At 71.4% G+C, this 23,542-nt stretch carries 20 protein-coding genes; 10 read left to right on the top strand and 10 right to left on the bottom strand.

Annotated elements, in window-relative coordinates; genetic code table 11:
- Positions 1-6: 6 nt before the first annotated feature.
- From glcF to VLI41_RS06900, 3 genes are read right to left on the bottom strand one after another with little or no spacing between them, the layout of a single operon-like run.
- Complete coding sequence (glcF, locus tag VLI41_RS06910; protein WP_325267332.1) at positions 7-1,314, bottom strand: glycolate oxidase subunit GlcF; 1,308 nt, start codon at positions 1,312-1,314, stop codon at positions 7-9.
- Positions 1,311-2,492, bottom strand: coding sequence for a glycolate oxidase subunit GlcE (gene glcE, locus VLI41_RS06905; RefSeq protein ID WP_325267331.1), 1,182 nt, complete (start codon positions 2,490-2,492; stop codon positions 1,311-1,313). The genes glcF and glcE overlap by 4 nt, the downstream gene beginning before the upstream one ends.
- Positions 2,492-3,973 (bottom strand): FAD-linked oxidase C-terminal domain-containing protein, encoded by a 1,482-nt coding sequence (locus tag VLI41_RS06900; RefSeq protein WP_325267330.1) that lies wholly within the window; start codon positions 3,971-3,973, stop codon positions 2,492-2,494. The genes glcE and VLI41_RS06900 overlap by 1 nt, the downstream gene beginning before the upstream one ends.
- A gap of 100 nt (positions 3,974-4,073) precedes the next feature.
- Between VLI41_RS06900 and VLI41_RS06895 the strand changes: the two genes are divergently transcribed.
- Positions 4,074-4,892 carry an enoyl-CoA hydratase/isomerase family protein gene (locus VLI41_RS06895; RefSeq protein WP_325267329.1) on the top strand — a complete coding sequence of 273 codons (819 nt, stop codon included), beginning with the start codon at positions 4,074-4,076 and terminating at the stop codon, positions 4,890-4,892.
- 19 nt (positions 4,893-4,911) lie between these two features.
- Here the strand turns inward: VLI41_RS06895 and VLI41_RS06890 are convergent, their stop codons facing one another.
- Together VLI41_RS06890 and VLI41_RS06885 are read right to left on the bottom strand one after the other, a co-directional pair.
- Positions 4,912-5,757, bottom strand: a complete 846-nt coding sequence (locus VLI41_RS06890; RefSeq protein ID WP_325267328.1) for a phytanoyl-CoA dioxygenase family protein — start codon at positions 5,755-5,757, stop codon at positions 4,912-4,914.
- A 129-nt stretch (positions 5,758-5,886) separates the two neighbouring features.
- Positions 5,887-6,666: an enoyl-CoA hydratase/isomerase family protein gene (locus VLI41_RS06885; RefSeq protein WP_325267327.1), complete on the bottom strand. Its 780-nt coding sequence runs from the start codon at positions 6,664-6,666 to the stop codon at positions 5,887-5,889.
- A gap of 55 nt (positions 6,667-6,721) precedes the next feature.
- Here VLI41_RS06885 and VLI41_RS06880 point away from each other — a divergent pair, with 55 nt between their 5' ends.
- Genes VLI41_RS06880 through VLI41_RS06870 form a run of 3 tightly spaced genes read left to right on the top strand, consistent with a single transcriptional unit; the run spans position 6,722 to position 10,630 of the window.
- Entirely contained in the window at positions 6,722-8,314 is a 1,593-nt protein-coding gene (locus VLI41_RS06880) for a carboxyl transferase domain-containing protein (RefSeq protein WP_325267326.1), read from the top strand.
- Positions 8,315-8,320: 6 nt separating this feature from the next.
- On the top strand, positions 8,321-10,210 hold the full coding sequence (locus tag VLI41_RS06875; RefSeq protein ID WP_325267325.1) for an acetyl/propionyl/methylcrotonyl-CoA carboxylase subunit alpha: 1,890 nt from the start codon (positions 8,321-8,323) through the stop codon (positions 10,208-10,210).
- Positions 10,211-10,270: 60 nt separating this feature from the next.
- Positions 10,271-10,630 (top strand): hypothetical protein, encoded by a 360-nt coding sequence (locus VLI41_RS06870; RefSeq protein ID WP_325267324.1) that lies wholly within the window; start codon positions 10,271-10,273, stop codon positions 10,628-10,630.
- Between the two features lies 1 nt (position 10,631).
- Here VLI41_RS06870 and VLI41_RS06865 read toward each other — a convergent pair whose 3' ends face one another.
- From VLI41_RS06865 to VLI41_RS06855, 3 genes are all read right to left on the bottom strand, one after another.
- Positions 10,632-11,597 (bottom strand): hypothetical protein, encoded by a 966-nt coding sequence (locus VLI41_RS06865; RefSeq protein WP_325267323.1) that lies wholly within the window; start codon positions 11,595-11,597, stop codon positions 10,632-10,634.
- A gap of 82 nt (positions 11,598-11,679) precedes the next feature.
- The gene (locus tag VLI41_RS06860; RefSeq protein ID WP_325267322.1) at positions 11,680-12,897 is read right to left on the bottom strand and encodes a CoA transferase; all 1,218 of its coding nucleotides are present in this window, start codon (positions 12,895-12,897) and stop codon (positions 11,680-11,682) included.
- 123 nt (positions 12,898-13,020) lie between these two features.
- Entirely contained in the window at positions 13,021-13,947 is a 927-nt protein-coding gene (locus VLI41_RS06855; RefSeq protein WP_325267321.1) for an aldo/keto reductase, read from the bottom strand.
- A gap of 219 nt (positions 13,948-14,166) precedes the next feature.
- On the opposite strand from VLI41_RS06855, the gene cpaB reads away from it, so the two are divergent.
- The 6 genes from cpaB to VLI41_RS06825 are packed head-to-tail and all read left to right on the top strand — an operon-like array spanning position 14,167 to position 21,027.
- Positions 14,167-15,120, top strand: coding sequence for a Flp pilus assembly protein CpaB (gene cpaB, locus VLI41_RS06850; RefSeq protein WP_325267320.1), 954 nt, complete (start codon positions 14,167-14,169; stop codon positions 15,118-15,120).
- A 22-nt stretch (positions 15,121-15,142) separates the two neighbouring features.
- Positions 15,143-16,456, top strand: a complete 1,314-nt coding sequence (locus tag VLI41_RS06845) for a type II and III secretion system protein family protein (protein WP_325267319.1) — start codon at positions 15,143-15,145, stop codon at positions 16,454-16,456.
- Between the two features lie 4 nt (positions 16,457-16,460).
- On the top strand, positions 16,461-17,657 hold the full coding sequence (locus VLI41_RS06840; RefSeq protein WP_325267318.1) for an AAA family ATPase: 1,197 nt from the start codon (positions 16,461-16,463) through the stop codon (positions 17,655-17,657).
- The gene (locus tag VLI41_RS06835; protein WP_325267317.1) at positions 17,657-19,120 is read left to right on the top strand and encodes a CpaF family protein; all 1,464 of its coding nucleotides are present in this window, start codon (positions 17,657-17,659) and stop codon (positions 19,118-19,120) included. The genes VLI41_RS06840 and VLI41_RS06835 overlap by 1 nt, the downstream gene beginning before the upstream one ends.
- Position 19,121: 1 nt before the next feature.
- Positions 19,122-20,081 (top strand): type II secretion system F family protein, encoded by a 960-nt coding sequence (locus VLI41_RS06830; RefSeq protein ID WP_325267316.1) that lies wholly within the window; start codon positions 19,122-19,124, stop codon positions 20,079-20,081.
- Positions 20,082-20,085: 4 nt separating this feature from the next.
- A complete protein-coding gene (locus tag VLI41_RS06825; protein WP_325267315.1) occupies positions 20,086-21,027 on the top strand; it encodes a type II secretion system F family protein in 942 nt (313 codons plus the stop codon).
- Here the strand turns inward: VLI41_RS06825 and VLI41_RS06820 are convergent.
- Together VLI41_RS06820 and VLI41_RS06815 are read right to left on the bottom strand one after the other, a co-directional pair.
- Positions 21,024-22,337, bottom strand: coding sequence for an MFS transporter (locus VLI41_RS06820; protein ID WP_325267314.1), 1,314 nt, complete (start codon positions 22,335-22,337; stop codon positions 21,024-21,026). The genes VLI41_RS06825 and VLI41_RS06820 overlap by 4 nt on opposite strands.
- A gap of 79 nt (positions 22,338-22,416) precedes the next feature.
- On the bottom strand, positions 22,417-23,499 hold the full coding sequence (locus VLI41_RS06815; protein ID WP_325267354.1) for a hypothetical protein: 1,083 nt from the start codon (positions 23,497-23,499) through the stop codon (positions 22,417-22,419).
- Positions 23,500-23,542: the final 43 nt, after the last annotated feature.

Here is a 23,542-nt window from a genome sequence, read left to right as displayed (position 1 = left end):
CGCCGTTCAGCCGGCATCTGCGGGCTGGGCGGCTTTCGCCAAGGCGACAACCTGATCCAGCGACAGCGGGCGCGGCCCCCCGGTCGCCCAATCCAGCAGTTCGACCGGATGCAGCACCGGGGCTGACACCGCAGGCGCGATCTGCGCCATGCAGCCGACATTGCCGGCCGCCACGATCAGCGCGCCGGTGCGGGCGATGTTGGCGGCCTTGCGCGCCTGCAGGCGGCCGGCGAGCTCGGGCTGCAGGATATTGTAGACCCCGGCCGACCCGCAGCAGAGATGGCCCTCCGCCACCTCGCGGACGTCGAAGCCCGCCGCCCGCAGCAGGCGCGCCGGGGCCGCCTTGATCTGCTGGCCGTGCTGCAGCGAGCACGGCGCGTGATAGGCGACGCTCAGGCCCTGCGGATTGGAGATTTCCGGCAGGCCGACCTCGTCCAGGAACTCCAGGATGTCGCGCGCCTTGGCCGCAACCCCGGCGCCCGCCTCGCCCAGGATGCGCCCATAGGCCTTCAGCGTCGTCCCACAGCCGGCGGCGGTGGTCACGATCGCCGCCGCTTCGCCGGCCTGGCCCCAGGCGCGCAGGTTGCGCTGCGCCAGGGCGCGCGCCTCGGCCGCCTGCCCGAGATGCTCCGGGATGGCCCCGCAGCAGCCCTCGCCCCTGGCCAGCACCACGTCGAACCCGGCGCGGGCGAGCAGCCGGACCGCCGCGTCGCGGATCTGCGGCGCCATCTCCGGCTCGACGCAGCCCTGCAGCAGGATCACCCGCCCGCGGCGCGCCTCGACCGCCGGATGGACCCCGACGCCGCGATTCGGCCGCCCGGGCTCCGGAACCAGGCGCAGCAGGGCGGCCAGCGAGGGCAGGCGCGCGCGCCTGAGCCAGGGCTCCAGCCGCCGCACGTGGCGACCGAGCGCGAGCGCGGCCCGCAGCCGCCCCGGCCGGGTGAGCACCTGCGGGATCGCCCAGCGCAGCAGCCGCTCCGGCCACGGCCGGCGATGGCGCTCTTCGATATAGCTGCGCGCGTGCCCGATCAGCTGGGCGTAGTCGACGCCGGACGGGCAGGTGGTGGCGCAGGCCAGGCAGGAAAGGCAGCGGTCGATGTGGGTGACCGCCTCCCGCGTGGGCGCCCGGCCGGATTCCAGCATGTCGCGGATCAGCTCGATGCGGCCGCGCGGGCTGTCGCGCTCGTCGCCCAGCAGCACGTAGGTCGGGCAAGTCGCCGTGCAGAAGCCGCAGTGCACGCAGTTGCGCAGCGCCTGCTGGCTGACGGCGAACTCCGGATCGGCGAGCTGTTCGGGGGTGAAGGCGGTCTTCATCGCAGCACCTCCGCGACGAGCCGGCCGGGGTTCAGCACGCCGTCGGGGTCGAAGGCCGCCTTGACCCGGGCGGTGAGCGCCGCAAGTGGCCCCTCCAGCGGCTCGAAGGCGGGCGCGTCGGCCTCGCCGCGCCACAGCATGGCGTGGCCGCTCGCCGCCCGGGCCGCGGCGCGCACCGCGGCGGCGTCCTCCCAGGGCGCCCAGACGAGCCCGCCGCCCCAGTCGTAGAGCGCCTCTCCCACGGCCTCGCCGATGCGCCAGCCCGCGGCAGGAGGCGCGGAGATCCGCCACAGCGGCCGTGCATCGCCGGCGAAGGCCTCGACCTCGCGCACCTGGGTCCAGAACTGCCGCGAGTGCCTGGCGTCGATCCGGTCGATGCGGCCGAAGCGCCGAAGCCGCTCGGCGAGGCTGTCGGCGCGCGCCTTGACCGAGGCCTCGAAGCCCTCCAGCCGAAGCGCGGTGACCGCCATCTCGGCCTTCAGCGGCGCGCGGGCGGCGACGGCCGCCGGGATGTGAGCCGCGCCCGAGACCTCCGCCGGCGCGTTCAGCGCCGCCGCCATGGCCTGGATGGCGCGCTGCTCGTCCAGCCCGAACAGCATCAGGGTGAGCTCGGTCCTTGGCCGCGGCAGCACCTTGATGGTGACCTCGGTGAGCACCGCCAGCGTTCCCCAGGAGCCCGCCATCAGCTTGGAGAGGTCATAGCCGGTGACGTTCTTCACCACCTTGCCGCCCGCCTTGAACACCTCGCCCCGGCCGTTCACCGCGGAAAACCCCAGCAGGTGGTCGCGCGCCGCGCCCGCCCGCACCCGGCGCGGGCCGGAGAGGTTGGCCGCCAGCACGCCGCCAAGGGTCGGCTCGCCCCTGGCGCCCAGGAGTCTGGTGAGCCTGGGCGGCTCGAACGGCAGCATCTGGCCCTCGGAGGCGACGAGCTTCTCCAGCTCCTTCAGCCGCGCGCCGGGCCGGGCGGTGAGCACCAGCTCCTCCGGCGCGTAGTCCAGGACGGCGTCGAGCCGGGCCAGGCTCAGAACCGCATCGGCCCGCGCCACGGCGCCCACCGACCGCTTGGTGCCGCCGCCGACCACCTCCAGCCGGCGCCCGACCTGGGCCGCCTCGGCGATGACTTCGCGCACCTCCTCGGGCGAGGCCGGTTCGTGGATGCGGGTCTTGGCGTCCAGCATCAGAACCGCGGCAGCTCCGGAAAGGCGAGCTTCCCGCGATGGACGTGCACCCGGCCGAGCTCGGCGCAGCGGTGCAGGGTCGGGAACACCTTGCCGGGATTGAGCAGGAGCTCGGGGTCGAAGGCGCACTTGACCCGCTGCTGGCAGGCGAGATCGGTGGCGTCGAACATCTCGCCCATCAGGTCGCGCTTCTCGACCCCCACGCCGTGCTCGCCGGTCAGCACCCCGCCCACCGCCACGCAGAGCTTCAGGATGTCGGCCCCGAAGGCCTCGGCCTTCTCCAGGTCGCCGGGCGTCTCGACGTCGTAGAGGATCAGGGGGTGCAGGTTGCCGTCGCCGGCGTGGAACACGTTGGCGACGCCCAGGCCGTACTGCCGCCCCAGCTCGTAGATGCGGGTCAGCACATGCGGCAGCTGGCGGCGGGGGATGGTGCCGTCCATGCAGTAGTAGTCCGGCGAGATCCGCCCGACGGCCGGGAAGGCCGCCTTGCGCCCGGCCCAGAAGGCAAGCCGCTCGGCGTCGTTCTTTGAGACGCGGATGAAGTCGGCGCCGCGCGCCTGGGCGAGCGCTTCCACCCGTGCGGCGAGCTCGGCGCACTCGGCCTCAGGCCCGTCCAGCTCGACGATCAGCAGCGCGGCGGCGTCGGTGGGATAGCCGGCATGGACGAAGGCTTCCGCGGCCCGGATGGCGGGCTTGTCCATCATCTCCAGCCCGGCCGGGATCACGCCCGCGGCGATGATGTCGGCCACGGTCGCCCCGGCCGCCTCGACCGACGGGAAGCCCAGCAGCAGCGCGCGCGCCGTCTCGGGCGTCGGCAGGAGACGGACGGTCACCTCGGTCACCACGCCCAAGAGGCCCTCGGAGCCGGTCACCACGCCCAGCAGGTCGTAGCCGGCGGCGTCGTAGCCGCGGCCGCCGAGGCGGACCACCTGCCCGTCCATCAGCACGATCTCGCAGCCCAGCAGGTTGTTGGTGGTCAGGCCGTACTTCAGGCAGTGCACGCCGCCCGAGTTCTCGGCCACGTTGCCGCCGATGGTGCAGGCGATCTGGCTGGACGGGTCCGGCGCATAATAGAAGCCGTCGGCCCGCACCGCCTCGCTGATCGCCAGGTTGGTGACGCCGGGCTGCACGACGGCGCAGCGGTTGTCGTAGTCGACCTCCAGGATGCGGTTGAACTTGGCCATGCCCAGGATGATCCCGTCCTGCAGCGGCAGGGCCCCGCCGGAGAGCGAGGTCCCCGCGCCGCGCGGCACCACCTTGACGCCGTGCGCCTGGCACCAGGCGAGCACCCTGGAGACCTGCGCCACAGTCTCCGGCAGCACCACCGCCAGCGGCCGCTGGCGATAGGCCGAGAGGCCGTCGGATTCGAACGGGATCAGCCCCGCGGGCTCGCCGATCACCCCCTCGCCGGGGACGATGGCCTTGAGCGCGCGCACGATCTCCGCCTTGCGGGCGAGCGTCGCTTCGTCGGGGGCGGGCATCCTCATCGCACCCGTGACTACCGCGCCCCGCACGCCGGCGCCACGGCTTCCCTGCCGCGGCGACATGGGCGCAAGCTCCAGCCACAGACCGGAGGAAGCCATGGACGTCCTGCTCGTCGACGATCCCGCGCCGCACGTGCGGCGCTTCACCCTCAACCGGCCGGAGAAGCGCAACGCGCTCTCCAACGGGCTGCGCGGGCAGCTGCTGGCGGGCCTGGAGGCGGCCGATGCAGACCCGGAGGTCAGGGTGACGATCCTGCGCGGGGCGGGCGGCTGCTTCTCGGCCGGTTACGACCTGGGCGGCGGGACGCGCGAGCCGCTGCCGTTCGCGACCGCGGCCGGCGCGGGCCAGTGGGCGAGGCACGTGGTCGAGGGCTGCTTCCGAATCTGGGACCTCGCCAAGCCGGTGATCGCCCAGGTGCACGGCTGGTGCCTGGCGGGCGGCTCGGAGCTCGCGACCGCCTGCGACCTGGTCTACGTCGCCGAGGACGCCCAGATCGGCTACCCGCCGGTCCGCATGATGAGCCCGCCCGACAACCAGTTCCACGCCTGGCTGTGCGGCCTCAGGCCGGCCATGGAGATGATGCTCACCGGCGACGCCATGGACGGGGCCGAGGCGGTGCGCGTCGGCTTCGCCAACCGCGCGTTCCCGGCCGAGCGGCTGGAGGCCGAGGTGCTGGCGATCGCCGAGCGCATCGCCAAGATCCCCACCGACGTGCAGCAGATGAACAAGCGCTCGGTTCACCGGGCCATGGAGATCATGGGCCTGCGGGCGGCGATCCGGGCCGGGACAGAGATCCAGGCGCTGGCGCTGACCACGCCCTCCAGCCGCGAGACCTTCGCGAAGATCCGCCAGAACGTCTCCGAGGGCCTTTCCGCCCGCGACCGGGCGTTCGGCGACTACCGGACAAAGTCGTGAGCCGGCCGGGCAGGGATTCTCAGCCGTCGTAGAAGAACGGCGCGTGGAGTCCGATCACCCGCCGCTGGCGGGGCGTCTGGGCGCGGGCGATGGCCTCCGGCGAGAGCTGGTTGGCCTGCGCCGTGGTGAGGATCCGCTGGGCGATGTCGCGCCGCCCGTAGTGGACCTGCAGGAAGAACCGCCCGTGGTCGCCGTCGCGGGTCGGCATCCGCCGGTGCCAGATGTCGGAGACGAACAGGCCCGCGTCGCCCGCCTTGACGACGAACGGCGTCACCCCGCGGCCGTCCCAGGCGAGGTCGTCGTCGAGCCGCCGCTCCGCGGGCGGGGGGCGGCCGGAGAGGTGGCTGTAGGGGATCACGCCGGTCGGGCCATCCTCCAGGGCGCAGTCCTGCAGGTAAAGGTGCACGCCGATGGCGAACACCGGATGCGGGATCTCGGCGGGCCAGCGCACGCCCTCGGGCAGCGGCACATGCGGGCCGGCGTCGATGTGCCAGTTCTGGCCGCCGTGCGAGCCCGGCTGGCCGGCCGGGTTGCGCCAGGCGGTGTTGGCGATGACGTGGCAGTCCTCGCCCAGCAGGGGCTCGATGACCGCCAGCAGCCTGGGGTTGGCCACCGCCGCCTGCGCGGCGGGCGAGCGGTTCAGCATGGCGTAGCGGAACATGGCGGCGTCCTCGGGCGGCCGCTCGCCGCGCTGATCCGGCGGATCGCGCTCGAAGATTGCGCCGATCTCCTCGCGCAGCTGCGCCACCTCCTCGGCGCCGAGCAGGCCGCGGACGATCGTGTAGCCCTCCCGCTCCAGCTGCTCGGTCTCGGGGCTGGCGGGCTCCTCGCGGAACTCCAGGTACGGCCGGCCGCGTCGGATCATGGATGGGCTCCTCCTCCGGCGGGAGCGTAGCGCTCAAAGGCGCGCTTCCTCAACCGCTCGTCCCCGCGCAGGCGGGGATCCAAGCTGAGCCGCCGAATGGGTTCCCGCCTTCGCGGGAACGAGCGGTCGTCACTTGCCGCGGAATTGCGGCGTCCGCTTCTCGTTGAAGCTGGCGACGCCCTCGCGGCGGTCGGCGGTGGTGAACAGCCGGTCGTAGTGCGCGAGCTCGAGCGCCATGGCCTCGGCGAGCGGCAGGGCGTGGCCCTGGCGCACGACGCGCTTCAGCGCGCGCACCGAGAGCGGCGCGTTGGCGGCGATGCGGCGGGCGGTCTCCAGCGCCGCCTCCATCAGCTCGCCGGCCGGGACCACGCGGTTGACGATGCCGGCCTCCAGCGCCTCCTGAGCCGACAGCGGCCGGCCGGAGACCAGGATCTCGATGGCGCGGCGCTCGCCTGCCGAGCGGGCGAGGAGCTGGGTGCCGCCGAGCCCCGGCATGATGCCGAGCGTCACCTCCGGCAGCCCAAAGCGGGCAGTCTCGGCGGCGTAGGCGAAGTCGCAGAGCAGCGTCATCTCGCAGCCGCCGCCCATCGCCGCGCCATTGACCGCGGCGAGGATCGGAGCCGGCACGGCGAGCTGGGCGCGGGCCATGGCCTCGAACACCTTGTGCTGGGCGGCCCAGGCCTCGTCGGTCATGCCGTTGCGCTCCTTGAGGTCGGCGCCGGCCTGGAAGTGGCGGCCCTCGCCGGTCAGGATCGCGCAGCGCAGGTCGGCGCGGCCGGCGAGCTCGGTCCAGGCGGCGATCAGCTCCTCCCCCATCTGGGTGGAGAGCGCGTTGGCGACCTCGGGGCGGTTGAAGGCGACCACCGCCACGCCCGGCGCGGCGTCGTAGAGCTTGATCGTCTCCGGCATGGCTCGCCCGGCCTCCACCTTGGGTTTGGCCGCAACGCATGCCAGAAGGTGAGCCATGAGGAAACTCGGCTCAGCCGTCGATGTCCGCTCCGAGGGCTTCCGGGCGAACGCCAAGCTGAACCGCGCCCTGGCCGAGGCGCTGCGCGGGCGCGCGGCGGAGGCGGCGCTGGGCGGGCCGGAGGCGTCGCGCGAGCGGCACGTCGGACGCGGCAAGCTGCTGCCGCGGGATCGCGTCATGCGCCTGCTCGACCCGGGCTCGCCGTTCTTGGAGGTCGGCCAGCTCGCCGCCAACGGCATGTACGACGACGAGGCGCCCGCCGCCGGGATCATCACCGGCGTCGGCCGGGTCAGCGGGCGCGAGGCGATGATCGTCGCCAACGACGCCACGGTGAAGGGCGGCGCCTATTTCCCGATCACCGTGAAGAAGCACCTGCGCGCGCAGGAGATCGCGATGCAGAACCGGCTGCCGTGCATCTATCTGGTGGATAGCGGCGGCGCGAACCTGCCGCACCAGGCCGAGGTGTTTCCGGACCGCGAGCACTTCGGGCGGATCTTCTACAACCAGGCGCGGATGAGCGCGGACGGGATCAGCCAGATCGCCTGCGTGATGGGCTCGTGCACGGCGGGCGGCGCCTACGTTCCGGCGATGAGCGACGAGACCATCATCGTGCGCGGCCAGGGGACGATCTTCCTGGGCGGCCCGCCGCTGGTGAAGGCCGCGACCGGCGAGGTCATCTCGGCCGAGGAGCTGGGCGGCGCCGACACCCACGGCCGCAAGTCCGGCGTGGTCGACCACGTGGCCAATGACGACGAGCATGCGCTCTCGATCGTGCGCTCGATCCTGGCCAGCCTGAACAGCGTCAAGCGCGTCGACCTGGAGGTCGCCGAGCCGCGGCCGCCGGCCTACGACCCCGAGGAAATCTACGGGATCGTTCCGCCCGACGTGCGTGCGCCCTACGAGGTGCGCGAGGTGATCGCCCGGATCGTCGACGGCTCGGAGCTCCACGAGTTCAAGCCGCTCTACGGCGCGACCCTGGTTACCGGCTTCGCGCGCATCTGGGGCTATCCGGTGGCGATCCTGGCCAACAACGGGGTGCTGTTCTCGGAGAGCGCGCTGAAGGCGGCGCATTTCATCGAGCTCGCCTGCCAGCGGAAGATCCCGCTGGTGTTCCTGCAGAACATCTCCGGCTTCATGGTCGGCGGCCGCTACGAGGCGGGCGGCATCGCCAAGGACGGGGCCAAGATGGTGACCGCGGTGGCCAGCGCCAACGTGCCCAAGTTCACCGTGCTGATCGGCGGCTCGTTCGGCGCCGGCAACTACGGCATGTGCGGGCGGGCCTACTCCCCGCGTTTCCTGTGGACCTGGCCGAACAGCCGGATCTCGGTCATGGGCGGCGAGCAGGCCGCCTCGGTGCTCGCCACCGTCCACCGCGACGCCGGCAGGTGGACCCCCGCGGATGAAGAGGCGTTCAAGGCGCCGATCCGCCGGACCTATGAGGACGAGGGAAATCCCTACTTCGCCACCGCCCGGCTGTGGGACGACGGCGTCATCGATCCGGTGCAGACCCGCGACGTGCTGGGCCTGTCGATCAGCGCCGCCCTGAACGCGCCGATCCCCGAGACCCGCTTCGGCGTGTTCCGGATGTAGCCCGGCATGTTCCGCTCGGTCCTGGTCGCCAATCGCGGCGAGATCGCGGTCCGCGTGTTCGCCACGGCGGCTCGCATGGGGCTGACCACCGTCGCGGTCTATTCCGACGCCGACGCGGGCGCCTTGCACGTGCGCGCGGCCGATGCGGCGGTGCGGATCGGGCCTGCGCCGGCGCGGGAAAGCTATCTGGACGGGGCGGCGATCCTCGCCGCCGCCAAGGAGACCGGCGCCGAGGCCATCCACCCGGGCTACGGCTTCCTCTCCGAGAACGCCGCGTTCGCCGAGGCCGTGATCGCCGCCGGCCTCACGTGGGTCGGCCCGTCGCCCGCCGCGATCCGCGCCATGGGCCTGAAGGACGCCGCCAAGGCGCTGATGGCCAGGGCCGGGGTGCCGGTGACCCCGGGCTACCTGGGCGAGGACCAGGACGAGGCGGCGCTCGCGACGCAAGCCGCGCGCATCGGCTTTCCCGTGCTGATCAAGGCGGTGGCCGGCGGCGGCGGCAAGGGCATGCGCCGGGTGGACCGGGCCGAGGATTTCGCCGAAGCGCTGGCGAGCGCCCGGCGCGAGGCCAAGGCCGCCTTCGGCGACGACCGCGTGCTGCTGGAGACCTACGTCACCCGCCCGCGCCATATCGAGGTGCAGGTGTTCGCCGATGATCACGGGAACGCCGTCCACCTGTTCGAGCGCGACTGCTCGCTGCAGCGCCGCCACCAGAAGATCATCGAGGAGGCGCCCGCGCCCGGCATGGACGCGGCGACGCGCGCCGCCGTCACCGGAGCCGCGGTGAAGGCCGCCCAGGCCGTGGGCTACGTCGGCGCGGGCACGGTCGAGTTCATCGCCGACGCCTCCGAAGGCCTGCGCCCCGACCGCATCTGGTTCATGGAGATGAACACCCGCCTGCAGGTGGAGCATCCGGTGACCGAGATGGTGACCGGGCTCGACCTCGTGGAATGGCAGCTCCGCGTGGCGGCCGGCGAGCCGCTGCCGCTCAGCCAGGACCAGATCCAGCTCACCGGCCACGCGGTGGAGGCGCGGCTCTACGCCGAGGCGACGGCCGGCGGCCGCTTCCTGCCGTCCACCGGACGGCTGGAGCACTTCCGGCTGCCCGAGACCGTGCGGGCGGACACCGGGGTCATGGAAGGCGGCGAGATCACCCCCTTCTACGACCCGATGATCGCCAAGCTGATCGCCCATGCGCCGAGCCGCGAGGCGGCTGTGGCCGAGCTCTGCGAGGCCTGCGACGGGGTCGAGGTCTGGCCGGTGAAGACCAACGCGGGCTTCCTCGCCCGCTGCCTGGAGGCGCCCGACTTCATCGCCGGCGACGTCGATACCGGCTTCATCGAGCGCAACCTGGAGACCCTGACCCGGCCCGCGGAGCCGTCGGCCGCGGCGCTTTCCGCGGCGGCCGAAGCGGCGATGGTCGCGACGGAGAACGGGCTCGCCGAGCCGCAGGCATCGCCCTGGCGGGCGCTGGCCGGCTTTCGCCTGAACGCCGGGCCGCAGAGGGCGGTGCGCCTGTTCCGCAATGGCGCGCCGGTGATCGTCCAGCGCAGCGAGGCCGCGCCCGACCGCGCGGTGCTGATCACCGAGGACGGCGACATCGTGGTGTTCGAGTCCGGCGAAGCCATGGCCTTCGCGGACCACCCGCCGGGCGCCGACGCCGAGGGCGCGGCCGGCGACAGCCAGGTCCGCGCCCCGATGCCCGGCAAGCTCACCGCCGTGAACGTCAAGACCGGCCAGCGCGTCAGCAAGGGCCAGACCCTTGCGACACTCGAAGCGATGAAGATGGAGTACGCGCTCGCCGCGCCGCTCGACGGCAAGGTCGCAGATGTCGTGGCGAAGGCCGGCGATCAGGTGGTCGAGGGCGCCGTGCTGATCGTGCTCGAACCCGAATAGCTCCCGCGCCCGCGCGCAAGAGGCTAACCTCGCCCCCGTCACACCAGGAGAGAGAACCCCGTGAAGCTCACCCTCGCCGCCATGGTCTGCGCCATCTCCACCCTCGCCGCCGCGGCCGCCGCGCAGACGACCACTGCGACGCTGCCGCCCGCGCCGCCGCCGCCGGGCGCCGCCCCGGCCCCGCGCGCGCCCGGCGCGTACCAGCCGGCGCCCTGGGAGCGTCCCGTGGAGTCCAGCCGTCCGCCCCGCAGCTACGAGGAGGCTGCGCCGGTCACGCACCGCCGCGCCCTGAGGAGCCGCCATCGCCACGCCGTGCGCCGCCACGCGCGCCATCATCGCGTGAGCGGCCGGCATCATCGCCACCACGTGGTCCGCGTCTGCCACGTGCGCCACCACCATCGGGTCTGCCGCACGCGCTGAGCTACTTGGCGGCGGCAGCCCTTTCCTGGGCGCGGGCGCCCGCCAGGATGTCGGGCAGGGCGTAGTTGCCCTCGTGGCAGGCGAACTCGTAGAGCGGCTTGTCGGTGCGGTAGAGCGAGTACTCGGCCAGCCAGGGGCCGGCGTACACGCTGGGATCCTTGACCGTGTACTGGTAGAGGAGCTCGGTCGCAGAGACGCGCGTATAGCGCTCCTCGACGGTGGCGCTCGCGGGCACCAGCAGGGTCGGCAGCGGCCGGATGGCGTCCCTCGCCGGCAAGCCCACGGTCTCGATGACCAGCGTCTCGCCCTCCCAGCGCGCGATGGAGTCGCCCAACGGACCCGCGAGCACGGCGGGCCCATGCTGCTCCGCGAACGGAATGATCCGCAGGTCCGGGCCGTACTCCGTCAGGATCACGACCGCGGCCTTCGTCTGCACGATCAGGCGCGGATTAATGTCGTTGGTGATGACGACCGGCGGCTGGCCCTGGCCGACGATGCAGCGCTCCCAGTCCGGCCGCTGCTCGGGCCCGTCCGCCGGGATCGGCGGCTCGGAGCTGTTGCGGAGCACGTTTTCGACGAAGCGGACCTGGCCGCGGGCCCGAGGCGTCATGGGAATGATGCCGTCGGCCGGCTGCACGACCTGGCGGGACCGCCGCTCGCCCTTCACGATCGCGCCCGCCCCTTGCGCGTCGTGGTCGGCGACGTCGCGGACCTCGCCGTCGATCTTCAGAGAGGCATAGGTCTTCACCTCCTCGGCCACCTGTCGGGCGAAAGCCTTGGCCTGCGCCTCGCTCAGCACCAGAGGCACGCCGGGCGTGGCCTCGAGCGGCAGGGCGAAGTCCGAGTTCCAGGTCCCGCCGAGGTCCGGCTGGCCCCAGGCGTTGCGCGGCGCGCGATAGCCGCCGGCCGATGCAGCGCCGGCGGACACCAGCGCGACAAGGCCGATCAGCAGCGATATTTTACGCATGTCATCCCCCCGTCGCGAGACTCCGCGATGGTCCGGCGCGCCGCAAGCGAAAAAGCCGCACGGAGTCTGCGCCCTTGCGGCCCTAGCCGGGGCCCGCGACCACGCCCCGGTCGTGCAGGCGGGCGATCTCCGACGAGCTGAGGCCGAGCACCTCGGCGAGCACCTCGTCGGTATGCTGGCCGAGCCGCGGCGCGGGCGCGACCGGCGCACGCTCGGCCTGCGGGATCGTCCCCATCGCGCCCGCCGCCGGATAGGTGAGCCCGCTCGGATGGCGCACCGGCTGGAAGAGGGGATTGTGCTTGTAGAGCCGGGTGTCCTCCAGCGCCGCCTCCAGCGGCTGATAGGCGCCCCAGGTGACCCCGCCGGCCTCCAAGGCCGAGGCGAGCTCGGCGGCGGTGCGCCTGGCGAAGGCGCGCTCGAACAACGGATAGAGCCGGTCGCGATGGCTGAAGCGCAGGCCCTCGTCGAGCGCGAAGGAGACGCCGAGCTCGGTTTCCAGGGCCGCGACCTCGGCGGCGAGCCCCAGCACCTCCAGGGCCTTGGCCCACTGGCGCGGCGTGATCGCCAGCACCATCAGCGTCTTGCCGTCCCTGGTGGCGAAGTCGCGACCGAACGCGCCGAAGACGTCGTTGCCCATCCGCGGGCGCTGCTGACCCGCGAGCGCGGTCTCGGCGGTCATGCCGAGATTGGCCATGGTGGCCGCGGCGATGTCCGAGAGCGGCGCGCGGATCTCGCGGCCCTGGCCGTCGCGCTCACGGGCGATCAGCGCCGAGACCAGGCTGAAGGCGCAATAGGCGCCGGTGAGCAGGTCCCAGGCCGCCAGCACATGGTTGACCGGGCGCGGATCGTCGGCCGGACCGGTCATCAGCGGCAGGCCGAGCGCGGCGTTGACCGTGTAGTCCATGCCCTGGGCGCCGTTCGCCCAGCCCATGACGCGCACGCAGATCAGGTCGCCCCGGCGCTTGCTCAGGGTCTCATAGGAGAGGAAGCCGTCGACCGGGAAATTGGTGACGAACAACCCCGCCCGATCGCCCGGGGCGGTCGCCAGCGCCTGCGCGATCTCGCGGCCCTCGGGCCGGGTGAGGTCGAGGGCGACCGATTTCTTGGCCTTGTTCAGCCCCTCCCAGTAGAGGCTCGCGCCGTTCTCGGCGAGCGGCCAGCGCCGGAAGTCGGGGCCGCCGCCGATGTTGTCGAAGCGGATCACCTCGGCGCCCATCTGGGCGAGATGCAGCCCGCAGGTAGGCCCGGCGACGAAGGCCGAGCCCTCCACCACGCGCAGGCCTTTCAGAAGGTCGTACATACCCCCTCCGCTCATCCCCGCGCAGGCGGGGATCCAAGCCGACTTCCAGACACCTGCCGACGATCCTGCAACCCGCTCCTCCGCAGGGGTTCCCGCCTCCGCGGGAACGAGCGGTGAAGGGGTTCAGGCGATCAGCCCGCCCACATCCTTCACCTCTTCCGGCGTGAGCGCCCACTCGGCAGTGGCGGCGTTGGACTTCACCTGCTCGGCCGACGTCGCGCCGGCGATCACCGAGGAGACCACCGGGTGGCCCATGAGCCAGGCGAAGGCCAGCTCCAGGATCGAGTGGTTGCGGTCGCGGGCCCAGGCCTCCAGCTTCTCCACCTTCTCGAAATTCTTCTCGTTGAGCGCCTGGGCGCCGCGCGGGCCCCAGGCCGCCAGGCGCGTGCCCTCCGGCGGCGGCTCGCCGCGCCGGTACTTGCCGGTGAGCAGGCCTGAGGCCAGCGGGAAGAACGGCAGGAACCCCAACCCGAACGCCTCGCAGGCGGGCAGCACCTCATGCTCCACCCGGCGCTCCAGAAGCGAATACTGGTTCTGCGCCGAGACGAAGGGGACATAGCCCCTGGTCTTCGCCGTCCAGGCGGCGTCGGCGATCTGGAAGCCCATGTAGTTGGAATTCCCGAGATAGCGGACCTTGCCCTGGCTCACCAGGTCGTCGAGGGCGCGGAGCGTCTCGTCGAGCGGCGTCTCAGGGTCGTAGCGGTGCATCTGGTAGAGGTCGATGTAGTCGGTCCCGAGCCGCTTCAGGCTGGCCTCGCAGGCCTGCACGATCCAGCGGCGCGAGCCGCCCTGCCGCTCGCCCTGGCCCATGCCGAACTTGGTGGCGAGGACCACCTCCTTGCGGCGCTTGCCGATCGCCTTGCCGAGGAACTCCTCGGACTTCGTCCCGCCGTAGACGTCGGCGGTGTCGAAGAAATTGATCCCCGCCTCGATAGCCGCGTCGACGACGGCCTGGGTCTGCTTCTCGTCGATGCGCATGCCGAAGTTGTTGCAGCCGAGGCCGACGGCGCTGACCTTGAGGCCCGAGTGGCCGAGATGACGAAATTGCATGGCGCGACCAGTCCCTGAACGGCTCGAATGACATCCCACGCCCGCCGCTCCGCTCGGCGGGCCGGCGGAGCCTAGCCCCTCGCCCGGCGCGTGCGCCAGGGCCGGGCGGCGCCGCCGTTCAGATTGATTGACCGCGATTCACCTAACTTGTTGGCGATATCGCAAGGCGCGGGCCGCTAACCCTATGAGCGAAATGATGGTTTCCATGAGTGGTGGGACATGCGCGTCGTCACGATCGTCAGCCTCGGCGCCTCGGCCGTCCTCGGAATAGCGGCCCTTTTCGTCGCCAAGACCGTGCTGCCCAACTCGGCCGCGGCCAAGCAGGCCGCCGCGCAGGGCGCAGGCGTGCCGATCGTGGTCGCCAGCACCGACATCAAGTTCGGCGACAAGCTCGACCCCCGCATGCTGGTGGTCGCCCGCGTGCCGCAGGCCATCGCGCCGCAGGGCGCCTTCGCCAGCGTGCAGCAGGTGCTCAGTCAGGACCACGGCGGCCCGCCGGTGGCGCTGACCCAGATCGCGGCCCATGAGGCCATCCTCCCGGGCAAGCTCTCCGGACCCGGCGCTCGCCCTTCTGTCGCCGCCGAGATCGCCGACGGGATGCGCGCCTACACCATCCGCGTGAACGATGTCGCCGGCGTCGGCGGCCACGCCCTGCCCGGCGACCGCGTCGACGTGGTGCTGATGCGCGACCTGACGCCCCAAGGCAATGTGCGCACCTACGTCTCCGATGTGGTGCTGCAGGACGTCCGGCTGCTGGGCATCGACCTCAACGCCGACCTCAACTCCAACAAGCCGGCCGAGCCGAAGAATGCGACGCTCGAGGTCTCCGTCGAGGACGCCCAGAAGCTCGCCATCGCCTCGACGCTCGGCACGCTGTCGCTGGCGCTGCGCCGCACCGGAGAGGCCGAGGTCGAGGCCACCAAGCCGCTGCTGACCCGCGACTTCCTCACGGGCGGCGCCCCGGCGCCGATCCGCGCCGGCGGCGGCCACGCCACGCGCCGCCGCTTCGGCCCCGCGCGTCCGTTCAGCGCCGTGATCTCAGTCGTGGAATACGGTGGCCGGGGCGTCTCCGCGCCGGCCCCGCGGCCCGCCGCACCGGCTCCGATGACCGTCTCCGCCACCAAGGCGGAATCTCCGAAGGACGACAAGTCCAGCTTCGCGCCCAGCGCGTGACCCCATGCAGAGTGTGTCCTCCATGAAGCGTCCCCTCATTGGCGCGCTCGCCTGCGCGCTGGCCTCCACGGCCGCGAGCTTCGCGCCCGTCGCCCACGCCACCCAGATGCTGGCGGCCGAGCCCGCGCTCAACCGCGTCATCTATGTGCCGAAGGACAAGACCTTGGCTTTCCGGCTCGACCAGCCGGCCAGCAAGATCGTCGTGGCGCAGGCCGAGATCGCCCAGGTGATCGCCACCGGCGACCGCAGCTTCTACGTCCGCGGCAAGGCGCTCGGCGCCACCAATCTGCTGGTCTACGGCCCTGGCGGCCGCCTGAACGAGGTGATCGACATCCGCGTGGGCTACGACCCCGTCGCGCTCGAGGACGAGCTGGCCGCGGCCTTTCCGCGCGAGCAGATCCGCGTCCGCAACCTCGGCGGCGAGCTGATGCTCCAGGGCGAGGTCTCCAACATCGGCGTGGCCGACCGCGCCAAGGCGCTCGCCGAGCGCTTTGCGCCCCAGGCGATCAACTCACAGCTCACCGCGCGCGGCACTCAGGTGGTGCTGGAGGTCCGGGTGCTGGAGGCGAGCCGCTCGCTGATCCATGACATCGGGCTCTCGGCGCTGATCCAGAACAATTCGTTCAGCTTCGCCTACGGCCTGGGGCTGGTGGGCAGCGACGCCGCCAACACCACCCTGCGGCTGACCGGCGGATCCGGCAACACCACCATCGACATGCGGCTGGATGCGCTGGAATCGAAGGGGCTGATCCGCACGCTCGCCAAGCCCAATCTGGTGGCCATGTCCGGCGAGAAGGCCAGCTTCCTGGCCGGGGGCGAATTCCCCTATCCCGTGCCGCAGGGCCTGAACAACGTCACCATCGACTTCCGCCAGTACGGCGTGAAGCTCACCTTCCTGCCGATCGTCGAGGACAACGGGCTCATCCGACTGCAGGTGGAACCCGAAGTCAGCCAGATCGACCTGGCGAATTCGCTCAAGCTCGCCAACATCAACGTCCCGGCGCTGACCACCCGACGCGCCAATACGACGGTCGAGCTGAAGAACGGCGATTCACTCGCCATCGGCGGCCTGTTCCAGCACAACTATTCCAACGGCGTGAACCAGGTGCCCGGCCTCGGGAACATCCCGATCCTCAGCGCGCTGTTCCGCTCCACCCGCTGGCAGCGCAATGAAACGGAGCTGGTGATCGTGGTGACGCCGCACCTGGCGACGCCCGCGGACTTCGCGGCCGGCCGCCAGGCGGCGCTCTCCGGCGAGACGCCGACGGCCTCGCAGCTCCTGCTGCACGGCAAGGCGTTGGACAAGCCGCTCACTGCGCCCAAAGAGATGAAGTGAGCCCATGGCGCTGCTTGGATCCAAGCGTTCGTCAGGCGCGAACGGCCTGACCGGTCGGCGCGTCCTGGCGCTCGGCGCCGCGGTGGCGGCCCTCGCCGAGGAGGGCCCGCTGGCGGGCGCGGAGGTCAGCTCGGTCGGCGTCGACGCCCTCGAGGACGTCTCGCTCGCCACCTGCGACCTGGTGCTGATCGACGCCGACGCGTGGGACGCCGCGGCGCTGACCGCTTCGGTCAAGGCGCTCGCCGCGGCCAAGGCGCCGCCACCGGTGCTGATGGTCGGCGCGAGCCTGCCCGCGGGCCTGGTTCGCAATCTGCTCCGCCTCGAGCACGCCGACATCCTCGAGGCGCCGTTTGCGCCCGACCAGCTGACCTCGGCGATCCAGGGCCTGCTCGCCGGCCTCGCGGCCGCGGCGGTCCCGGCCGGCCCCGCCAGCGCCTCGCGTTGCTGGTCGGTGATCGGCGCGGTGGGAGGCTCCGGCGCGACCATGCTCGCCATCGAAATGGCGCACGTGCTCTCCACGCGCGAAAGCGCGCGGGTCTGCCTGATCGACCTCAATCTCGCCGACGGGGCGGCGGCGGCCTATCTCGGGGTCAACGGCGCGCTCCGGCTTGCCGATTTCGCCCAGGCTCCGGAGCGCATCGACTCCGCCGTGCTGCAGGCGCTCGCCACCGCGGTTTCGCCGAGTTTCGATCTGCTGGCGGCGCCGCGCGACCCGACGGGCTTCGATCTCGCCACGCGCGAGGCGGTTCTGCGCCTGCTCGAAGTGGCCTGCGAGACTTATGACTGGGTGATCCTGGACATGCCGCGTCACCGGCGCGCGTGGTCGCTCGAGGCGTTGTCCGGCTGCGACGAGATCCTGGTGATCTCCGAGCTCACCGTGCCGGCGCTGCTCGCCGCCCGCTCGCTTTCCGACGAGGTGGAGCATGCGCTGAGCGGGATCGCGCAGCCCAAGATCGTCCTGAACCGGCTTGCGAGCCGCGTCTTCGGACCGGCGCCGTCGATGACCGAGGCCGAGCGGGCGCTGCAGCGCAAGGCGCTGGCCGGCGTCAGCTCCGACTGGGAAGCCGCCGCCGCCGCGGCCAACCTCGGCGGCCCGGTCGCCCAGCACCGCCCGAAGTCCAAGATCGTCAAGGACGTGCAGGCGCTTGTCGAGAAACTGGTCGCCGAGCCCGCTCGGCGCGACGCCGCGAGGGCCGCCTGATGGGCCGATTCAGTCTTTCCCGCGCCACCTCGACGTCGCCCACCGCCTCGCCGGCGCCTGCGCCTGACGCTGCCGCTGCATCCGCACCTGCGCCTGCGCCTGCGCCGCCCAAGCCGGCCCCCAAGCCGAAGACCAAGGTCGAGGCGGCCGCTCCGGCCCGGCCTGCGCCGCCACCCCCCCCGGCCGCGGGCAAGTCGCAGCACATCGATCTGAGGCTGAAGCTGCACCAGCGGCTGATCGACGAGCTCGACCTCTCCAAGCTCGAGAAGCTGGAGCAGGGCGAGCTCCGCCGCCAGGTGATGGGCTTCGTCTCCGATTTCGTCCGCGGCGAGCGCGTGGCGCTGAACGCCGGGGAAGTCGAGGAGCTGGGCGCGTCCATCTACGACGAGATGGTCGGCCTGGGGCCGATCGAACCCTTGCTCAAGGACGAGTCGATCAACGACATCCTGATCAACGGGCCGCACCAGATCTACGTGGAGCGCAGGGGCGAGCTCGAGCTCACCCCGGTGCACTTCCGCGACAACGACCACCTGCTGCGGATCGTCAACCGCATCGTCGCCGGCGTCGGGCGCCGGATCGACGAGAGCCAGCCCATGGTGGACGCCCGCCTGCCCGACGGCTCCCGGGTCAACGCCGCCATCGCCCCGATCGCCATCGACGGCGCGGCGGTCTCGATCCGGAAGTTCTCCACCAAGCCGCTGACGCTCGAGAAGCTGATCGAGTTCAACGCCATGCCGCAGGCCATGGCCGACTTCATGCATGGCGCGGTGAAGGCGCGGGTCTCGACGGTGATTTCCGGCGGCACGGGCTCGGGCAAGACCACCCTGCTGAACGCGCTCTCCGCCGCGATCAGCCATGGGGAGCGCCTGATCACCATCGAAGACGCCGCCGAGCTGCAGCTGCAGCAGCCGCACGTCGTGCGCATGGAGACGCGGCCCCCGAACATCGAGGGCAAGGGCGAGATCCGCCAGCGGGAACTGGTCAAGAACGCCCTGCGGATGCGCCCCGACCGGGTGATCCTGGGCGAGGTGCGCGGCGAGGAGGCGTTCGACATGCTCTCCGCCATGAACACCGGCCACGAAGGCTCCATGGCCACGATTCACGCCAACACGCCGCGCGACGCGATCGCCCGCCTGGAGCAGATGGTCGCGATGTCCGGGATGAACATCACCGCCGAATCCATGCGGGCCCAGATCGCCTCGGCCGTGGGGCTGATCGTGCAGGCCTCGCGCCTGGCGGACGGCAAGCGGAAGGTCACCTACGTCACCGAGATCACCGGCATGGAAGGCCAGGTGGTGCAGATGCAGGACATCTTCATGTTCAACCGCACCCACACCGACGCCGACGGCACGGTGCACGGCGAATTCCGGGCCACCGGCCTTCGACCCCGTTGCCTCGACGAGATGATGCGCCGGGGCATCGCCTTCGACCCGGCGAATTTCGACCCCTCCCGGACGCTCTGACATGCAGTTCGACGGCAAATGGATCGTCCTGATCCTGATCTTCGCCGCGGTGTTTTCGGCGGCCCAGGCGGGCGTGGGCATGCTGTCCACCGCCACCGAGCGGCGCAAGCTGAACCAGCGGCTGAAGGTCGCCGACAAGGTCGAGGGGATCTCGGCCCTGGTGCTGGAGCTGCGCAAGCAACGGGGCCTGACCGCGGCCGGCGAGCGCGGCGGACGACTGCAGTGGCTTTCGAACCTGATCGTGGCCTCTGGGCTGCCGTACGACCAGAAGAAGTGGCTCACCTATGTCGGCCTGGCCGGCCTCATCGGCGCGGTCGGCGGCTTCGCGCTCGGCCATAGTCCGCTGGGCGTGATCGCCGGCGCAGCCATGGGCGGCGCGGGCGTGCCATACGGCTACCTCAAACTCATGGCCAACCGCCGCGCCCAGGCGCTCGGCTTCCAGCTGCCGCAGGCGCTGGAAATCATCGTGCGCTCCCTCGAGGCCGGCCACCCCGTGCCGACGGCGGTCTCGCTGGTCGGCCGTGAAATGCCCGATCCGATCGGCTCGGAGTTCGGCATGGCCTCCGACGAGATCGCCTATGGCGCGACGCTGGAGCAGGCCATCGGACGAATGTCCGAGCGCTGCCAGCACCCCGACGTCGACCTGTTCGCGGCCACCATCCGGCTGCAGGAGCGCGCCGGCGGCAACCTCACGGGGCTTCTGAAGCTCAACGCCAACACCGTGCGCGACCGGCACAAGATGCGCCTGAAGATCAAGGCGGCGTCGTCGGAAGGCCGCGCCTCGGCGATGATCCTGACCGCGGCGCCGTTCTGCGCCATGGGCTTCATCATGATCTCCAACCCGCACTTCTACGGCGACGTGATCAACGAGCCGGTCGTGAAGTACGGCCTCATCGGCCTGGGCGTGTGGCTGGCCATCGGCAACATGGTCATGCGCCGAATGATCAACATGCGGCTGTGAGACGATGACCATCGACAACCTCATCTATGTCGCGGGCCTGCTGCTGGTGGTGGCGGCCCTGGGAGGCCTCGGCTTCATCGCCTTCAGCGAGCTTCGCCTCAGGGCGGCGCGGCGCACCCGGCTGCAACCGGCGATGGCGGGGATTGCGCCCAAGCCCGCGCGGGCGGGCGGCCAGATCACCGGCCAGGTCCTGGCCGGCGTGCGGCGCCTGGGCCAGCAGAGCGCGGTGCGCGATCCGGCGAAGCTGTCGCTGCTCCGCACCCGGCTGATGCAGGCGGGATTCCACAACCGCGAAGCGCCGGTGATCTACCTGGGCGCGCGCGCCGCGGCGCTGGTCGTCGCCACCCTGGCCGTGATCCTGACGCTGCCTCTGGTGATGGGATCCGGCAAGGGTCCGGGCGGGCTCTTCGTGGCCTTCGCTTTCGCAGCAGCCGCGATCTTCGGGCCCGACCAGGTGCTGAAGATCCGCCGACAGGGGCGCGAGCGCGAATACCTCGAGGGCTTTCCGGACCTGCTCGACCTGCTGGTCGCCTCGGTGGAGGCCGGCCTAAGCCTCGACGCGGCGGTCACGCGGGTGACCGAAGAACTCGGCCGCCGCTATCCGAACCTGACCGTCCACCTGAAATTCCTGGTGCTCGAGCTTCGCGCCGGCCGCGCCCGCAAGGACGCCTGGGCCGCCTTCGCCGACCGCCTGGGCATCGATGACGCCCGGGCGCTGGCCACCATGCTGCGACAGGCCGAGGAGATGGGCACGAGCCTCGGCGAGACGCTTTCGGTGTTCGCCAACGACATGCGCGCCAAGCGCATGCTGAAGGCCGAGGAGAAGGCGCTGGCGCTCTCCGCCAAGCTCACCGTGCCGCTGGTCCTGTTCATCTTCCCGTGTCTGCTGGGCGCCCTGATGCTGCCGGCCGCGGCGCGGCTGATGCAGGTCTTCTCGCACCACTAGCCGGTTGAGGCCGCCGCTGCGGCGCTGGCCTCGGCGTCGAGCTCGGGATTGCGCTCGCCGTCCATCGTGGCGATCAGCCCCTTGGGAATGAGCAGCAGCACCGGCAGGATCAGGGCGTAGACCACCGTCGTGGCGATCGCGCAGTAGAGGAAGCCGTTGGTCGGGCTCAGGCTATAGAGCTTCGCGCCCAGCACGTCGCCGCCCCGGTAGGACAGCTGGAAGCCGGATTCCACCAGCATCATCAGCGTGCCCTGCAGGCCTGCGGGACAGGAGCGCATGGCGAGGTCGAAATAGGCGCCGGCGGCGATGCCCCCCATCATCCCGATCGGCGCGGCCAGCCAGACCGCCGCCTGCGCCGAGTGGATGAACGCCAGCGGCATCATCTGCGGCACGGTGATGATGGTGCCCCACCAGAGCAGCTTCTGCAGCGACACCCGTTTGCACAGCCAGCCGTAGACGAAGAACATCGGGACGAAGGCGGCGGCGAACACAGCGTAGTACTCGCCGTAGACGGCGTCCGAGGCGTGCAGCTTGTCGTGCAGATAGAACTGCAGCGGCGTGTTGGAGCCCGGCGCGAACTGGAACATGAAGGCGATCAGCACCGCCGGATAGATCGCCCTGTGCTTCACCAGCCGCTTCACGTCGCCCCAGAAGTGCGTCCCCTTGGCGAGCGGCTGGTCGTAGGCGCCGCGGAACACCGCGGCGGGCTTGAGGGCGCCGTAGGCCCCCAGCACCAGCGACATGATCGCCAGGATGATGAAGGTCTCGCTGGGCCTCAGGTGCTCGGCGACCCAGCCGCCCGCCAGCGCGCCCAGCACCTGCGGGAATGAGGCCACCACCTGCCAGAGCGCCGTCAGCCGCCCCGACATCAGCTTCTCCTGGCCGATCAGCGCGATCAGGCCCTGGTAGGCCGCCGACTGGAAGCGGGAGAGCGTCATCAGGAGCAGCATGCCGACCAGCAGGCCGCCGTAGCTGAGCTTGGTCACCGCCAGCCAGGTGAAGATCGCCGCCATGACCGGCGAGAAGAGGAACAGGTAGGCCCGGTCGCGCCGCCCGAGCGGGTTCCAGAGGTCTCGCGTCAGGCCGAAGACCACCGCGAAATAGGTCGGGATGGCGGTGATCAGGCGGAAGTTGGCGACCTGCTCCGCCGTGGCGTGCAGCTGGTCCTTCAGCATGTAGGAGGTGCCGAAGTCGACCAGGTAGGCGGTGGGCGCGGTCAGGTAGAGCAGGAAGGTGAGCGGGCCGAAGTAGAGGAAGACCTGTCCGGCCCGGCTCTGCTCGCCGCCCGGCGCGCTCTGCGGCTCGGTCATGGCTGCGATTCCTCCCGCGCTTCCGCTGCTCGCCAAGGGAGGGCGCCGGACCTCCGCCGTCAATCGCGCGCGGGCGTCGCTAGAGGCCGTAGGGCCTGTAGGGCCCGGCGATCAGCTGCTCGAACACCCCGATTCCCTGACGCTCCGGCTCGCTCGGCGCGGAGAACGTCGCCTTCGAGATCGCCTGGATGTGCCAGTTCTCCGGCTGGCCCATGTCGACGGCGGCGAGCTCGATGTCCTCGCGGCCGACGGCCAGCTCACCCTTCAGCGCGCCGTGACGCCATTCGCCGCCGTAGCCGATGCCGCGCATCAGGAACGGCTGGCCGATCGGCTCCAGCCGGACACGGGCTTCGCCCTGCGCGAGCGGGATCTTGAGCGTGCCGCCGCTGGCGTGGCGGGTTCCCGGCTTCAGCGCGACATCCTCCATGCTGGGGACATCGGAATGCCAGCCGCCCTCCGGCCCCGCGCCGTCGGGCAGGATCACTGCGCGGGTGTTCCAGGGCTTGCCGTCCGGATCGGCGTTGACGTGGAAGAACACGCTGCGGTCCTCGAAATTCACCGGCGTCCATTGCCAGAAGAAGCCGGCGATCCCGCCCCCGGGCGTCGGCTGCGGATCGGGCGCGCCCACCGGGCGGATGCCCCACGACCGGTCACGGGTGCCGGTCCAGCCCGGACCCATGTCGCGCCGGTCGCCGTCGACCTCCAGCCAGCCGGAGACGCGGCCGTTCTGGGTGAGCCGCGTGTAGTCCATGAACAGCCGAGGGCCGTTGCGGCGAACGAACCTGGGCTCCTCGATCGGGAAGGACCGGCCTTCGAAGACGAGCTCGCAGGCGATCCCTTCCGAGCGCGCGAGCGTGACCTTCAGCTTCTGCAGCGGCTCGATGACTTCGATGCGGATCGGGCCCACGGCGATGTCCATCCGCTCGAGCCCGAGGATGCGCGAGGCGTGCAGGCAGCGCTGCACCCCGTCGCGGATGATCGACACGTGGGCGTCGGCCACGTTGAGCGCCGGATAGACCCCGAACGCCACCGCCACGAACTCCGAGCCGTCCGGCGAATAGCCATTGAAGAAGTAGCGGTCGTAGAAATTGCGATCCGAGCCCGCATAGGCGATCGGCTCCGGAGTCTGGTGGATCGGATAATCGTCGCCCTTGGTCAGCATGCCGCCAGCCCCTTCGTCTTGACGCCCCGTCACACTTGCGACG

This window comes from Phenylobacterium sp., assembly GCF_035475775.1.
Lineage (GTDB): Bacteria > Pseudomonadota > Alphaproteobacteria > Caulobacterales > Caulobacteraceae > Phenylobacterium.
The sequence above is the reverse complement of the archived record's forward strand: the minus strand, read 5'-3'. Positions and strand labels throughout refer to the sequence as shown.